The following is a 15,914-nucleotide window of genomic DNA, read 5'->3' as shown; positions in this document are numbered from 1 at the left end:
GGGCGCCGCGCAAGGGCCATCCATGGCCCTTCACGGCTCTCGCAGCATCCATGCCGCTCGCCCCTCTACACAGCGATTCCATTCGGCCTCCTGATGGGGCGATTCGGTGGCGTCTGTTGGGCTGTGCAACGACGCGTTTGCAGAGGCCCTCTGTAGGGTGGGTAACGCGAAGCTTACCCACCGATTTTGTCGGCAAAATTCGATACCGATTGCAGCGTGGATTGTGGTGGAAAATGCTTCGCAGTTTTCCACCCTACCAAGCCCTCCGGCGATTGACGTGCTTTGTTGCTGTCGCTGTTCAAAAACTTCAGACGACTCGGACCCGATCCCCTTCAGAAGGCCGAGCGCAGGTGCTGCGCAGGGGGACGCGAGGCATGGATGCCGAGCGAGGAGCAATGGGACATGGATGTCCCTTCGCGACGACCCCGGAGCGGCGCCGGAGGGAGGGAAGTTTTGCGAAGCAAAACCCGGATGCAGGGGGTGGCCTTCTTTTTGGTTACTTTTTCTTGGCCACTCAAGAAAAAGTGACTCGCCCAGCAGGGCGAAACCAATGCCTCAGCCACCCGGCCAATCGGGGTAACCCACGAACCCGAATCCTTGCCCACCGAACTACCAGACAACGCCGAATGCCCCATTCAGCAGGCCGAATGGAATCGCTGCGCAGCGGGCGAGCGGCATGGATACCGTGAGAGAACTAGGCATCCCACGGATGTAGGGCAGCGGATGGCAAACTCAGCTAAACAAAAAGGGCGCCGAAGCGCCCTTTTCATCACCCCCTGATCAGATCCGAAAACTCCCCACCAACTGTTTCAACCGCGCAGCCTGCTGCTCCAGATCCCCACAGGCACGCAACGTCGAATGCAGGTTCTCTACCCCTTCCTGATTCAGCGTGTTGATCTCGGTGATGTCCATGTTCAGCGACTCGATCACCGAAGTCTGTTCTTCAGTGGCGGTGGCCACCGACTGGTTCATCGCATCGATCTCGCCGATGCTCTGGGTCACGCTGCCAAGGCGCTCGCCGGCCTGGTTGGCGATGCCCACGCTGGCCTCGCTTTGGCGCTGGCTCTCGGTCATGGTGCTCACCGAATCACGCGCGCCGACCTGCAGCTTTTCAATCATCCCGTGGATTTCCTGCGCCGAGGTCTGGGTGCGATGCGCCAGGCTGCGCACCTCGTCGGCAACCACTGCGAAACCACGCCCGGCTTCACCAGCGCGGGCCGCTTCGATGGCCGCGTTGAGTGCCAGCAGGTTGGTCTGCTCGGAGATGCCCTTGATCACGTCGAGGATCTGCCCGATGCCGACCGTCTGGCTGTTCAGCGCTTCGATCTGCGCACAGGACGCGCTGATGTTGTTCGACAGCTGCCGCATCGCCTCGATGTTCTGCTCGACTACCTTGCGTCCGTCTTCGGCCTGATGGCTGGCGCCACTGGCCTGTTGCGAGGCGTCGGCAGCGTTGCGGGCAATTTCCTGGGCAGCAGCGCCGAGCTGGTTGATCGCCGCGGCAACGCTGTTGGTCCGGCTGGCTTGCTCGTCGGAATTGACCATCGATGAGTTGGAGGCCGCGAGCACCCGCTGCGCCACCTCGTTGACCTGTTCGGTCGCGGACGCCACGTCCCGGATCGACCCATGAATACGCTCGACGAATCGATTGAACGCCGTGGCCAACGTGCCGAATTCGTCGTTCGATTCGACCTTCAGGCGTCGCGTGAGATCACCCTCGCCCGCGGCGATGTTCTCCATTGCCTGCCCCATTTCGGTCAACGGGCGCATCAGCACGCGAATCAGCATACCCAGCAGGATCAGGATGAACACCACAGCAATCACCGCAGCAACCAGGGCCGAGGTACGAAAACTGGACAACGCCGCGTAGGCCTTCTGCTTGTCCACCGAGATACCGACGTACCAGGTTACCGACGGCAGGCCGGCTACCGGACTGAAGCTAAGGATGCGCTCCTGACCATCGAGCTCGGCCTCGGTAAAGCCGCTGGTCAACGCGGGAGTGTTCTGCGGATAGAGCTCGGCGAGGGTCTTCATCACCTTGCTTTGGTCAGGATGGACCAGCACCTTGCCGTCGCCGCTGACGAGAAAGGCATAGCCCATGCCGTCGAAGTTAAGGGCATTGATGATGTCCACCAGCACCTTGAGGCTGAGGTCGCCACCGACCACGCCCAGGTTCTGGCTACCGGCCTTGGCCGGGGTCGCCGCAGTGATGATCAGCTCGTTGGTGGCCGCATCCTGATAGGGTTCGGTCAGCGTGGTCTTGCCGGCATTGATCGCGTCCTTGTACCAGGGACGCTGACGCGGATCGTAGCCTGCCGGCAACTCGAAGCGCGGATGGACGATGAATTCGCCATCGCTGCGCCCCAGGTAGGTGAAGGCGAAGGTAGAGCTGAGCGCCTGCTGCTGCACCAGCGCCTCGACGGCCGATCCGGAACTGTCGCGGGCAATGGTCTGCGCTGTGTTTTCCAGCAACACGAGGCGGCCGGACAACCAGTTCTGGATGTTGTGCGCAGTGACCTTGCCCATCTCGTCCAGATAGCTTTCCAGCTTGGCCTGAATAGCGTTGCGCTGTAGATAATCGTTGTAGAGCGTGAACAGAGCGAAGGTCGCGATCACTACGAGTGACGCGGCCAGCAAAATCTTGTGGCTGAACTTGAGACGGCTAGGCATGGGTGCGTGTCCGGATGGGGCTGGATCGAATTGGCAATCCCTCGTCCGAATAAGCATCCGTTGCGTTAGCCATTCTGTCGGCCACGATCAACGAACCTTTACAGCCGATCATCGCTTCCGAATAGCGCTCAAGTGCCGTCAGCCGTGGGTTCTAGCAAGGTGATCGGAGATCTGAGCAAACTTCCGACACCGCGATAGCACACCCTGAGCCACGAACAAAAAAACGGCACACCCGTTGCCAGGTGTGCCGCTCGGCTATCTCAATAACCGGCCGGTGAAGTCAGCGTCCGGCCAGCGCCGGCATCACCCGTGGCCGCAGACCCTCGCCGAGGATGGTCAGCGCGCCGATGGCTCCAGCGATCCAGTACCAGCGCACCAGCGGGTCGAAGCCCAGCCAGCCCAGGGCGTGCAGGAACACCATGGTGATGAGCACCGGGCAGACATAGCGCACCATGAACAACCACAGCGCATAGCCCAGCGGTGGCAGGTCCAGCTCGTCGCGCATGATTTCGCTGCGCAGTACGTAGCCGGCGAAGACCACGACGAAGATCCCACCCAACGGCATCATCCAGCGCGAGGTCAGGTAGTCCAACCAGTCGAAGAAGTTCTTGCCCAGCGGCGTCCAGCCGGCCATCAGGTTGAACGAGAGCATCGCCAGCAAGCTGATCACCAGCAACACCGCACCAGCGCCCACGGCGGCCTTGAGGCGGCTGACGCCGTGCTTCTCGTTGAGGTAGGCGACCGTCGCCTCGATCATCGAAATGGCCGAGGTCAGTGCCGCGATCGATACCATGGCGAAGAACAAGGTGCCGAACAGGGTGCCGAACGGCATTTGCTGGAAGGCCAGCGGCAGACTCATGAAGATCAGCCCGGGGCCGGCGGTCGGATCCATGCCGTTGGCGAAGATGATCGGGAAGATCGCCAGGCCCGCCAGCAGCGCCACCGCGGTGTCGGCGATGGCCACCATGAAGGTGGTGCGAGTGATGGACTGGCCGTCAGGGATGTAGGAGCCGTACGTGAGAATCGCCCCGGAGGCCAGGCTGAGGGTGAAAAAGGCGTGGCCGAGCGCAGCCAGCAGCGCTTCACCGGTGAGCTTGGACGTATCGAAGCTGAACAGGAAGGCGAAGCCTTCGTCGAAGCCGCCGCTGGTGAAGGCGTAACCCACCAGGATCAGCAGCATCACGGCCAGCCCCGGCATCATCCAGCGCACCGCACTTTCGATGCCTTGTTGCACGCCCTTGGCGACGATCCACAGCGTAAGCAACGCCACCAGCACGCTCCAGCCGCCGAGCTGCCAGGGGTTGGCGTTGTGTGCCTCGAACACCTGCGCCAGGCTGTCGACGGAACTGGCGGCGAGCGAGCCGTCGAGCATCTTGACCGTGTAGGCGAAGGCCCACCCGGCTACCACCACGTAAAAGCACAGAATCAGGAAACCGGCCGCCATGGCCATGCCGCCGACACCCTTCCACAGGGCGCTGCTGCCGTTCTCACGCACGGCGCGGCCGATCGCATCGATGGGGCTGCCACGGCCGCGGCGGCCGATGGCGATCTCGGTCATCATCACCGGGATGCCGATGGCCAGGATGCACGCCAGATACATCAGCACGAAGGCGCCACCGCCGTACTGTCCGGTGATGTAGGGAAATTTCCAGATGTTGCCAAGGCCGACGGCCGAACCGGTCGCGGCGAGGATGAAGCCCCAGCGGGAAAGCCAGAGGTTCTTGGGTGTTTCACGGGTCATGCGTCACCTGCTTGTTGTTATCTGTGACGGAAATCGAACCCGCCGCGCTTGTGACGCGACGGAGTGGCAAGGCGGATCGACCTTTATTTCATTGAGCGTCGGGCTGCACCTCCGGAGCGGCATTGGCGAATGCTTCGAGGGTTTCGCACTGCTCGGTCATCTGCAAAATGCGCGGGTAGGCGCTGAGGTCACAGGAAAAACGGCGCGCATTGTATACCTGTGGAACCAGACATGCCTCCAGATAACCCGGCCGTCTGCCGAGTGACAGCTTGCCGTCGAACGCGGCCAACCCCTGCTCGACGCCGGCCAGACCTGTGGCGATCCAGTGACGGATCCATTGCTGCTTGGCCTCATCCTCGACGCCCAGCGGTCCACTGAGGTACTGCAGTACTCGTAGATTGTTCAGCGGATGCAGATCACAGGCGATGTGCATTGCCAGTGAACGCACCCGCGCGCGGTCGGCCGGATCGTGCGGCAGCAGGGTCGGAAGCGGGAAGACTTCCTCCAGGTATTCGAGAATCGCCAACGATTGGCTGATGCGCTCGTTGCCATCGACCAGCAGCGGTACCAGTTCTTGCGGATTGAGCACCTTGTAATCGGCCGAATGCTGTTGGCCGCCGTCCTTGACCAGATGCACCGGCAGATTCTCGAACGCCAACCCCTTCAGGTTCAGCGCGATGCGCACCCGGTAGGCTGCGCTGGAACGCCAGTAGCCGTAAAGCTTCAGCATCGGTGAGCCGGTTGTTTCTTTCATTTCGCGGTCGTTCATGACATTCCCTGAATCGTTTCTTCTTCGCCGTCAGCGGCTTATTCGCCGCTGATTACGCCACGGCGGAGCTGGTCTTCCTCGATCGACTCGAACAGTGCTTTGAAGTTGCCTTCGCCAAAGCCCTGATTGCCCTTGCGCTGGATGATTTCGAAGAAGATCGGACCGATCACCGTGTTGGTGAAGATCTGCAGCAGGATGCCATCGTCGCCCGGCGCGCCATCGATCAGCAGGTTCAGCTCGCGCAGCACCTCGGTGGGCTCGCCGTGGCCCGCGACGCGGGTGTCGACCTTCTCGTAGTAGGTCTCCGGCGTGCTCATGAAATCTACCCCGTTGGCACGCAGCTGGCGCACGGTGGCATAGATGTCGTCGGTGGAGAGAGCGATGTGCTGGATACCTTCGCCATGGTACTCACGGATGAACTCCTCGATCTGCGACTTATCGTCGGCCGACTCGTTGATCGGGATGCGGATCTTGCCGCACGGCGCGGTCATCGCGCGGGAGAACAGGCCAGTGAGCTTGCCCTCGATGTCGAAATAACGGATCTCGCGAAAATTGGCGATGCGCTCGTAAAACCCGGACCAGACGTCCATCTGCCCACGCATGACGTTGTGGGTCAGGTGATCGATGCACATCAGGCCGACCGCGTTGTCGTTCGGCGTGCGGCCTTCGATGAACTCGAAATCCACGTCGTAGATCGACTTGTCGCCGTAGCGATCGACGAGATACAGCAGGGAGCCGCCAATGCCCTCGACGCAGGGAATGTTCAGTTCGCCGAAATTGGCATGACTGCCGACCAGCTTGGCGCCCTGGGATTCGACGTAGGCGGCGGCCTGGGCGGCGTTTTTCACCCGGAACGCCATGGCACAGGCACTCGGCCCGTGCTTCTCGGCGAACGCGTGGACATGCCCGGTGGGGCTACCGTTGAGGACGATGTTGATGTCGTTCTGCTGGAATAGCCAGACTTCCTTGGAGCGGTGCTTGGCCGTCTCGGTGAAGCCCATCTGGTTGAACAGCTGACGCAGCTTCTCGATACCCTCGGCGTTCGGCGCGGTGAATTCGACGAACTCGAAGCCGTCGGTACCGATAGGGTTGCGCTGTTCGATCTTGGTCACGGCGTTCATTTTCGCCTCCTGATTCTTGTTTTGGGTGCCGCTGCACGGTTTGGCTGCGCCCATCACAAACCAGCGAAAGGAGCCGCACAAGCCCGCTGCAAGCGTCATCAACAGCGCTACGGCCAACCCGCTGGCAACATTTCTTTACAGCCTTCTGGAACCGCCCGGTGGCGACATCGCGTCGGCCCAGTCGTAACGAAAAATTGACAGCCAGGTGCGACGGCCCGTCGCACCGCACCGACTGGATCGGCTATGTAGGCGGACCCACTACCCTGCCGTTCAACCGTAATCACACATCAGATCAACCCGCTCAGGTTGAGAAACACCAGCACGATGGCCAAGGGCGTACCGAAGCGCAGCAGTGTCCACCAAGCGCGGAACAGCCCGCCCTGACGAATACCAATGGCGTCACGCACCACCTTCTCCTGCAATACCCAGCCGGCGAACAGCACCGTGCACAGCCCGCCCAAGGGCATCAGCCAGTTGGTGGTCAGATAGTCGAGGCTGTCGAAGAAGGTCTTGCCGAACAGCTGGTATTCCGCCCAGTGATTGAACGAGAACACGCTGCCCAGGCTGAGCAGCCACAGCAGCGCACCGCTGGCCAGCACAGCCTTCAAGCGAGTCATGCCGAAGCGCTCGGTCATCCAGGCAATGCTCGGTTCGCTCAACGAAATCGCCGAGGTCAGCGCGGCGATCACCAGCATGACGAAGAACAACCCGCCGACCAGTTGGCCCAGCGGCATCTGACCGAAGGCGATCGGCAAGGTGACGAAGATCAACCCCGGCCCAGCGCCCGGCTCAAGGCCGTTGCCGAACACCAGAGGAAAGATCGCCAGCCCCGCCAGCAGGGCGACGGCTGTATCAGCCAACGCGACCAGAATTGAGGTTTTGGCAATCGAGGTGCCTTCCGGCAGGTAGGACCCGTAGACCATCATCGCGCCACAGCCGAGGCTGAGGGTAAAGAAGGCATGCCCCAGGGCCACCAGTACGCTGGTCGCGGTCAGCTTGGAGAAGTCGGGCACGAAGAGAAACTCCACGCCACGCGCGAATTCGCCATTCACCGCGGCATAGCCGACCAACGCCAACAACAGGATGAACAAGCCCGGCATGAGGAAGCGCAGCGAGCGCTCCAGCCCGCCACGCACACCAAGGCCGACGATCAGCATGGTCGCCGCCAGCACCAGACTGCCGCAGACGATCAGCCGCAGCGGGTCGGCCAGCAACGCGCCGAACATATCGCCACTGGCTTGGCCACCGACGCCATTGAAGCCGCCGCTAAAGGTCGTTGGGACGTACGCCAGGGCCCATCCAGCCACCACCAGGTAGAAGCTCAGGATGAGAAATCCGGTTAGCCCACCGAGCCACCCGGCGATGCGCCAGCGCGAGCTAGCACCCGCCTCGCGGGCCAGGCGCGCAACGGCGCCATCAGGGTTCTGCCGACCACGGCGCCCGATCATCACCTCGGCCATCAGCAAGGGGATACCGATCAGCAGGATGCAGGCGAGATACACCAACACGAAGGCACCGCCGCCGTTCTGGCCGGTGATGTAGGGGAATTTCCAGATATTGCCGAGGCCAACCGCCGAACCGGTAGCGGCCAGGAAGAATACCCAGCGCGAGGACCAGAGACCCCGCGCCGCGCTTTGCTGAGTACGAACGGAAGCGCCACCGAGCGTGCCGGCGACGAGGCTGCTTTTGTCTGTCATTGCGGATTCCTGCTTGTTGTTTTTGTCAGGGAGGTACAACGGATACGCCGATAGCGGAGCCAGGACCGTCCGCTTTGCGAGTACGGCCCTGGAACGCCAGATGCCTGCACGCCATCCCTTGCTGCGCCTGGCTGAGCTGCTCAACGCCTCCGTCAATGGCTCGGCAGTACGGCTGGGCTGCCGACAGAAACCGGGCGGCACAGGGCCGCCCGGAAGATCGCTAGGCGTGCAATCGCTGCTCGCTCGGCTGCACCCTGGATTCACCGATGTGCAGCCGTTCGAGGGCCAGGCGGTCAGCGATGATCGAGGTCGGTTCGCCACTGGCGGCGGCGCGATTGAAGATCTCGCGCAGGGTGTCGGCGATGCCCTTGACGTGAGTGTCGGTCTGCGCCGCGCTGCCCCCGATACGCTGGTAATAGACGTCGATGATGCCGCCGGCGTTGATCGCGTAGTCCGGCGCGTAAAGATGATTGCGCCGCTGCAGCTCGACGCCGATCTGCGGGTTCGCCAGCTGGTTGTTCGCCGCGCCGGCTATCACCGGCGCGCGCAGGGTCTGCAGGGTTTCGGCATTGAGGATGCCGCCCATGGCGCAGGGCGCGAACACATCCACGTCCAGGCCGTGGATATCCTGCGGACGCACGGCGTGTGCACCGAGCTCGTCCACCGCCTGCTGTACGTTGGCCTCGAAGATGTCGCACACCCACAGCTCGGCACCGGCTGCCTTGAGGTGCCGGGCCAGTCCGAAGCCAACGTGACCAACGCCCTGGATCGCCACTTTCAGCCCTTGAAGGTTGTCCCGACCAAGACGCTGGCGCACCGCTTCACGCAGGCCGACAAATACACCAAGGGCGGTGGAAGGAGACGGGTCGCCACTGGCGATGCTGCCGTCAAGTGTGGCGCGCGGCGTTGCACCAATGACATGACGCGTGCGCTGGGCGAAGGCCTGCATTTCCGGCTCGCCGGTGCCGGAGTCAGCCGCGGTGATATAGCGTCCGCCGAGACTGTCGACAAAATCGCCCATGGCGTGCAGCAACGCCTGGCTCTTGCCGGTGTGCGGGTCGCCGATGATTACCGCCTTGCCGCCACCGAGCTTGAGACCGGCCAGCGAGGATTTCAGCGTCATGCCGCGCGAGAGACGCAGCACATCACGCACGGCATCGTCGTCACTGGCATAAGGGAACATCCGACAGCCGCCCAGCGCCGGGCCGAGCGTGGTGTCATGGATGGCGATGATCGCACGCAGACCCGATGCCTTGTCGTGACAGAACACCACCTGCTCGTGATGATCGAAATCGGGATGGGTGAAGACGGACATTGCGGATTCCTCTTTGTTGTTTTGCTTCGGCCCGAATTCGTCGGGGCCGTTTTAATTTTTCAAGAAAACAGGCCGCGCACAGCGCTCGCCTTGTAGGAGGCGCGACCCGCAGCGAACGGCGACGGCTCGGCACCCGAGAAGCTTCGCCCCGAGGGCGGGCCTCCCACGAAAGCGATCTGTGCACGACGCTCCCCTTGTGGGAGGCGCGACCCGCGGCGAACGGCGACGGCACGGCGCCCGAGAAGCTTCGCCCCGAGGGCGGGCCTCCCACAAAAGCGATCTGTGTACGACGCTCCCCTTGTGGGAGGCGCGACCCGCGGCGAACGGCGACGGCTCGGCGCCCGAGAAGCTTCGCCCCGAGGGCGGGCCTCCCACGAAAGCAGACCGGACATGGCGGCCAACCTCAAGCCGCCGGCTCGAACAGCCGCACGGTCTGCACCTCGTCGCCGCGATTCAGCTGCTCCTTGAGCAACTTCTCCTGCTGGCGAGCCTTGGCGATGGAGCGCTCCTTCACCGGGCCGTAGCCACGGATCTGTTCCGGCAGCGCGGCTATCGCCACGGCGGTGCGGTAGTTGCTTGGCTTGAGTTGCGCCAGAAGCTCAGCGAGGTTGCGTTCGTACTCGCCGATCAGCTCGCGCTCGACCCGCCGATCATGGCCGTAACCGAATACGTCCAGCGGCGTCCCACGCAGGAACTTCAGCTTCGCGAGCACATTGAAGGCATTCAGCACCCATGGTCCGAGTTCACGCTTGCGCGGCTCGCCAGTGGCGCTGTCACGCTTGGCCAGCCAGGCGGGCGCCAGGTGGAACTGCAGTTTGTAGTCGCCTTCGAACTGGGCTTCGAGCTGCTGACGGAACTCGGGCTCGCTGTACAGTCGCGCCACCTCGTATTCATCCTTGTAAGCCAAAAGCTTGAAGTAGTAGCGCGCCACCGCTTTGGACAGGGCCAGGTCATCGGCCGTATCCACCTCACGCACGCGCTCGACCATCGCCCGATAGCGCTCGGCGTACGCCGCGTTCTGGTATTGGGTGAGGAAGTCCACCCGCCAGTCGACGATCTCTTCCAGGGTCTGGCAGATCGGTCCGGCCAGGCTTGGCTCGGCCACCTCGGCCGGGCGCGCCAGTTGCTCCACCACCTCGCGTTCGAGCACTGCACGACGGCCCCAGCGAAACGCCTGCAGGTTCAGCTCGGTGGATACGCCATTGATGGTGATGGCCTTTTCGATGGCCTCAGCCGACAGTGGCAGCAATCCCTGCTGGTACGCGAAACCGAGTAGGAAAAGATTGGTGGCGATGCTGTCGCCCAGCAGTCGGGTCGCCAGCCGCGTGGCGTCGATGAAGTGGGTCTTCTCCGCGCCCACCGCGTCGATCAGTGCCTCACGCATGGCCTTCCCTGGCACTTGGGCGTCGGGGTTGCGGGTGAATTCGGCGGTCGCCGACTCGTGACTGTTGATTACCGCATGGCTGATCTGGTCGTTGAGGCGGGTCAGCGAATCGTCGCCGGCCGCGACCACCAGATCGCAGCCCAGCAGCAAATCCGTTTCACCGGCGGCGATGCGCACGGCATAGATGTCGTCCTGCTTGGCGGCGATGCGGATGTGTGTCACCACCGGGCCGAACTTCTGCGCCAGCCCGGCCTGATCGAGCACCGTGCAGCCCTTGCCTTCCAGGTGCGCGGCCATGCCCAGCAGCGCGCCGAGGGTGGTCACGCCGCTGCCACCGACACCAGGAATCAGCACATTCCAGGGGCGCTCGAGGGTCGGATGCTGCGGCTCGGGCAGCTGCGCCGGATCGAGGCTGGCGCCAACGGCTTCCGGCTTGCGCAACCCGCCGCCGTGCACGGTGACGAAGCTCGGGCAGAAGCCTTCGACGCAGGAGAAATCCTTGTTGCAGGCGTTCTGGTCGATCTCGCGCTTGCGCCCCAGCTCGGTTTCCAGCGGCAGGACCGCCAGGCAGTTGGACTTCTCGCCACAGTCGCCGCAACCCTCGCACACAGCGGGGTTGATGAAGGCGCGCTTGGCCGGATCTTCCAGCTTGCCGCGCTTGCGCCGACGGCGCTTCTCGGTGGCGCAGGTCTGATCGTAGATGATCACCGAGACGCCCTTGAACTCACGCAGCTCGCGCTGCACGGCATCCAGATCACGGCGATGATGGAAACTGGTGATCGGCGCGAAGGTGTCGCGGGTCGGGTATTTGTCCGGCTCGTCGCTGACCAGGGCGATGCGCTTCACGCCTTCATCGGCGATCTGCCGGCTCAGTTGGTCGACGCGCAGCTCGCCATCGATGGGCTGGCCACCGGTCATGGCCACCGCATCGTTGTAGAGGATCTTGAAGGTGATGTTCACGCCCGCCGCCACCGCGGCACGCACGGCCAAACTGCCGGAGTGGAAATAGGTGCCGTCGCCGAGGTTCTGGAACATGTGCGGCGTGTCGGTGAACGGCGCCTGGCCGATCCAGTTGACGCCCTCGCCGCCCATCTGAGTGAAGGTCTCGGTACGCCGATCCATCCACTGCACCATGTAATGACAGCCGATGCCGGCGGCCGCGCGGCTGCCTTCGGGGACCTTGGTTGAGGTGTTGTGCGGGCAGCCAGAGCAGTAATGCGGCGTGCGCACAGTGTCGTAATTGCGTGCCGCCAGAGCCTTTTCCTTCGCGGCGAGAAAGGCCAGACGCGCCTGTATGCTGTCGCTGGTGTAGATCGGTGCGAGGCGCTTGGCGATCACTCGCGCGATCATCGCCGGGGTCAATTCGGACAGGTTCGGCAACAGCGAATTACCCTGTTCGTCGAACTCGCCGACTACCCGCGGTCGCTTGCTGACCGGCCAGTTATAGAGCTGCCCGGTGAGCTGATCTTCAAGAATGCTGCGCTTTTCCTCGACCACCAGGATCTCGTCCAGGCCCTGGGCGAACTCATGCACCGAGACCGGTTCGAGCGGCCAGCTCATGCCGACCTTGAGCACCCGCAAGCCGACCGATGCGCACAGCGCCTCGTCCAGGCCGAGATCGTCCAGCGCCTGGCGCACGTCGAGATAGGACTTACCGGTGGTGATGATGCCCAAGCGCGGATTTGGCGAGTCGAGCATCACCTGATTCAGGTTGTTGGCCCGGGCGAAGGCCCGCGCGGCGTAGATCTTGTAGAGGTTGAGACGTTTTTCCTGGGCCAATGGCGGGTCTGGCCAGCGGATGTGCACGCCGTCTTCGGGCAGCTCGAAATCATCGGGGATGCGCGTCTTGACGCGTAGCGGATCGACTTCCACCACAGCCGACGAATCGACGTTCTCGGCGATGGTCTTGAGCGCCACCCAGCAACCGGAATAGCGCGACAGCTCCCAGCCGATGATGCCGTAGTCGAGAATTTCCTGGACGTTGGCCGGATTCAACACCGGGATCGACGCGGCGATGAACGCGTGCTCGCTCTGGTGCGGCAAGGTCGATGACTTGCAGCCGTGGTCATCTCCAGCCAGCAGCAGCACGCCGCCATGGGGCGAGACACCCGCCGCGTTGCCGTGCTTGAAGACATCGCCTGAGCGGTCCACACCCGGGCCCTTGCCGTACCACATGGCGAATACGCCATCGTACTTGGCACCGGGAAACAGGTTGGTTTGCTGGCTGCCCCAGACCGCCGTCGCCGCCAGTTCCTCGTTGAGGCCCGGCTGAAAGTGGATGGCGTTCTGCTTGAGGAAATCGCGCGCCTCCCAGAGGCTCTTATCCAAGCCTCCCAGTGGCGAGCCGCGGTAGCCGGAAATGAAGCAACCGGTGCTTAACCCCTGCGCCTGGTCGCGCTGGTGCTGCAGCATGGGCAGACGGGTCAGCGCCTGGGTGCCGGTAAGGTACAGATGTCCGGTTGCGAGCCGGTACTTGTCATCCAGGCGGATCTCGGCCAGTGACATGTGGCGCTCCTATTTGTTTTTATCGGAGTCTGGACAGTGTTGTTCACTGTCCGCCTAAAAAGTCGTGGGCGGCTGCACGGCAAGCCGTCCCACGCCAGCGACCGGCAGGGGATCACCCCACCGTTGCGCGTTGGATAAGAGTCTGGCCGTGCCGAGGAGAGATTTTCTTTCTACTTTTGCGGTGTAAACGCCTTCAGGTGCATGATTCATCCACTTACAACAACAAAATAGGCACAACCATGCAGACCCCGCTGAGCAGCATCGACCGCAAGATTTTGCTGCTGCTGCAACACAACGCCGATTTGTCTGCTGCAGAGATCGCGGAAAAGGTGGAGCTATCGCAATCCCCCTGCTGGCGCCGCATCAACCGCATGCAGGAGGAAGGGCTGATCGAACGCAAGGTCGCCTTGCTCAATCCCAAGAAGCTCGGGCTGAACATGACGGTGTTCGTCAACATCAAGCTCTCCGCTCACGGGCGCAGCAACCTGGACGAATTCGAGCGCGCCGTGGTGGGTTATCCCGAAGTGCTGGAATGCCACACCATGGCCGGCGAGTCGGACTATCTGCTCAAGGTGGTGGCCAAGGACATCGACAGTTACGAACGCTTTCTGCGCGATCAGCTGTTGCAGCGCCCCCATGTGCAGGAAGCGCACAGTCATATCGCCATGAGTGAAGTGAAGCGGACGACCGAGCTGCCGCTGGATTAACGGCGTGGCAAGGGGATTTGGAGTGAACGAGGGCCGTCAAGAGCGCTCGCGACCCTCGTGGATCAGCTGCAACAGGCGCCGTACGGTCTGCTCCAGAGGGCCGGAATTGTCCAGTAGCAGCGCCTCATTCTGCTCCGCCGTCGAGCGAAACTGCTCATTTCGCGCCAAACGGGCTTCGATTTCCTCCAGCGGCTCACGCCCCCGAGCCAGCAACCGCTCACGCAGCACAGGCAATGCCACCGTAAGCAGCACCGCCTGTAGCTGTGGATAGCGTCTACGCGCTTCGGTCAGATAACCCCGCGACCCGTTGACCAGCACGTCCTCGCCAGCCGCCAGCCAGTCGTCGATCTGCGTGGAAATACCGTAATGCAGCCCGTGGGCTTGCCAATGCAGAGAGAAGGCACCGCGATGACGCAACTGCTCGAACTCCGCCTCGGTCACGGCGATGGCATCTTCCCCTGTGGCTTCGGCGGAACGGGTGATGACGCGTCGGGCGATTCGGCATCCGCGTGCCAGCAACGGCTCGCGGGCGGCTTGTAGCAGGCTGTCCTTGCCCACGCCGGAAGGGCCCATCAGATAGATCAATCGTCCCGTCATAAGAATTCCCTTCGTCATCGTCGCTGGGCCGGTCGGCTCATCGAATGGGTCTGTCCGTCAATCGAGCCCCGGGATACCCGTCACCCGGTCGCCCACCTCGAGCTGATGCTCGCGATACCAGCCCTGGTTGACCTCGAGCGCATAGCGCGCCGGCTCTTGCGAACAACGGATGGTCTTATCCAGCGGCGTCAGGTCGACGAGATCGACAATGCGCCCGTGTTCATCCATGAAGGCGGCCGACAGCGGCAGCGGCGTGTCCTTCATCCACAGGCAATGCCGGCGAAAATCGTCGAAGCGGAACAACATGCCGCGGTCCGCCGCCAACTCTGCGCGCCCCATCAGCCCACGCTCACGCTCGGCGGGGGAGCGCGCGTACTCCGCCTGCAAAGGTGCAACACCCACGCGTAAGTCGAGCAGCACCTCGCTGGCAGTAGCGGAGCCAATGCAAGCCAGGCTGGCCAGCGCTAACAGCAAAGCGGTGCGCATTGAAGGTTCGCCCTCAACCGGAAATTCAGGTCGGCGAAGCATACAACGTGGCGGCGTTATTCTTCGACGATCGATGCCTCGACCACCGCCCGGTCGCTGTCGCCGTACCGCTTCTGGCAACCCTCGCAATAGAAGCTGCGGCGTTTGCTGCGACCCAGCGACTTGGCTTTGACGAAGGGGACCTTGCAACGCGGGCAGATGGATTTGGTATGCGCCAGCCAGTGCGCTTTGAGCGTACCCTCGCGCTTCCATTGAAGAAATTCGAAGCTGTAGGTGCGAACCTCCCTGGCGAGCTCGCGCAGCTTGGTCGCCGGCAAATCACCAATAAGTGACAGCGGATGGATCCGGGTACGAAACAGCACTTCATTCTTGATGATGTTGCCAGAACCGGAGAACAGCGTCTGATCCAGCAGCGCGTCGCAGGCCAACAGGCGTGGCCGCGCGCGCAGCTTTTTCAACGTCGCGCGGCCATCCCAGGCGTCGCTCATGACGTCCGCGCTCCAGTCGTAGGCCTCGTCGAGCGAACCTTCGATGGGCTGCACCGAGCAGCCGTAGAAATTCAGCTCGCCATCGGCAAAACCCAGGCTCAGGCGCGGTGTGGAGTCCTTGCGCTCGTTGATCCGATAGCTGCCGAACAGAAGCAGATGAATGCGCAGCGAGACCTCGTCCAGCTCGATGAGAAAATGCTTGCCCCAGCTGCGAAACGATCGAACCGTCTGGCCCACCAGCCGCGCCTTGTCGAGCTTGGCGCTGCCCTCGGCGCGGTCGATGGTTTTGCCTTCAAATTCGGCGACTTCTTCTCGAAGAATGACGATGGATGGGCCTTCTGGCATGGCGATATCGCTTCGGCTGGTCGTTACCTATATCGACTGGAGCCCGGCGTGAAGGTGCGGCTGGAGCGACCAGGGGTGGGCTCATGAAC

The 15,914-nt window shown here is 62.6% G+C and carries 11 protein-coding genes; 1 reads left to right on the top strand and 10 read right to left on the bottom strand.

The window, feature by feature from the left end:
* Positions 1-780: 780 nt before the first annotated feature.
* From UF78_RS03850 to UF78_RS03820, 7 genes are all read right to left on the bottom strand, one after another.
* Entirely contained in the window at positions 781-2,670 is a 1,890-nt protein-coding gene (locus tag UF78_RS03850) for a methyl-accepting chemotaxis protein (protein WP_045160711.1), read from the bottom strand.
* A 280-nt stretch (positions 2,671-2,950) separates the two neighbouring features.
* Positions 2,951-4,411, bottom strand: a complete 1,461-nt coding sequence (locus tag UF78_RS03845) for a sodium-dependent transporter (RefSeq protein ID WP_045160710.1) — start codon at positions 4,409-4,411, stop codon at positions 2,951-2,953.
* An 88-nt stretch (positions 4,412-4,499) separates the two neighbouring features.
* Complete coding sequence (gene maiA, locus UF78_RS03840) at positions 4,500-5,141, bottom strand: maleylacetoacetate isomerase (protein ID WP_045160719.1); 642 nt, start codon at positions 5,139-5,141, stop codon at positions 4,500-4,502.
* Positions 5,142-5,218: 77 nt separating this feature from the next.
* Positions 5,219-6,301: a 4-hydroxyphenylpyruvate dioxygenase gene (gene hppD / locus UF78_RS03835; RefSeq protein ID WP_045160709.1), complete on the bottom strand. Its 1,083-nt coding sequence runs from the start codon at positions 6,299-6,301 to the stop codon at positions 5,219-5,221.
* 287 nt (positions 6,302-6,588) lie between these two features.
* The gene (locus tag UF78_RS03830) at positions 6,589-7,998 is read right to left on the bottom strand and encodes a sodium-dependent transporter (protein ID WP_045160708.1); all 1,410 of its coding nucleotides are present in this window, start codon (positions 7,996-7,998) and stop codon (positions 6,589-6,591) included.
* Between the two features lie 220 nt (positions 7,999-8,218).
* Positions 8,219-9,313 carry a Glu/Leu/Phe/Val dehydrogenase dimerization domain-containing protein gene (locus UF78_RS03825; protein ID WP_045160707.1) on the bottom strand — a complete coding sequence of 365 codons (1,095 nt, stop codon included), beginning with the start codon at positions 9,311-9,313 and terminating at the stop codon, positions 8,219-8,221.
* A 403-nt stretch (positions 9,314-9,716) separates the two neighbouring features.
* Positions 9,717-13,202, bottom strand: a complete 3,486-nt coding sequence (locus UF78_RS03820; RefSeq protein WP_045160706.1) for an indolepyruvate ferredoxin oxidoreductase family protein — start codon at positions 13,200-13,202, stop codon at positions 9,717-9,719.
* A gap of 239 nt (positions 13,203-13,441) precedes the next feature.
* On the opposite strand from UF78_RS03820, the gene UF78_RS03815 reads away from it, so the two are divergent.
* Entirely contained in the window at positions 13,442-13,909 is a 468-nt protein-coding gene (locus tag UF78_RS03815) for an Lrp/AsnC family transcriptional regulator (protein ID WP_019340442.1), read from the top strand.
* A gap of 36 nt (positions 13,910-13,945) precedes the next feature.
* Here the strand turns inward: UF78_RS03815 and phnN are convergent, their stop codons facing one another.
* From phnN to UF78_RS03800, 3 genes are read right to left on the bottom strand one after another with little or no spacing between them, the layout of a single operon-like run.
* Complete coding sequence (gene phnN, locus UF78_RS03810) at positions 13,946-14,506, bottom strand: phosphonate metabolism protein/1,5-bisphosphokinase (PRPP-forming) PhnN (RefSeq protein WP_045160705.1); 561 nt, start codon at positions 14,504-14,506, stop codon at positions 13,946-13,948.
* A gap of 57 nt (positions 14,507-14,563) precedes the next feature.
* Positions 14,564-14,992 carry a DUF192 domain-containing protein gene (locus UF78_RS03805; protein ID WP_045160704.1) on the bottom strand — a complete coding sequence of 143 codons (429 nt, stop codon included), beginning with the start codon at positions 14,990-14,992 and terminating at the stop codon, positions 14,564-14,566.
* A 56-nt stretch (positions 14,993-15,048) separates the two neighbouring features.
* Positions 15,049-15,825 carry a DNA-formamidopyrimidine glycosylase family protein gene (locus UF78_RS03800; protein WP_045160703.1) on the bottom strand — a complete coding sequence of 259 codons (777 nt, stop codon included), beginning with the start codon at positions 15,823-15,825 and terminating at the stop codon, positions 15,049-15,051.
* Positions 15,826-15,914: the final 89 nt, after the last annotated feature.

The sequence above is a fragment of the Stutzerimonas stutzeri genome, assembly GCF_000952685.1.
GTDB classification, from domain to species: Bacteria; Pseudomonadota; Gammaproteobacteria; order Pseudomonadales; family Pseudomonadaceae; genus Stutzerimonas; species Stutzerimonas stutzeri_E.
The sequence above is the reverse complement of the archived record's forward strand: the minus strand, read 5'-3'. Positions and strand labels throughout refer to the sequence as shown.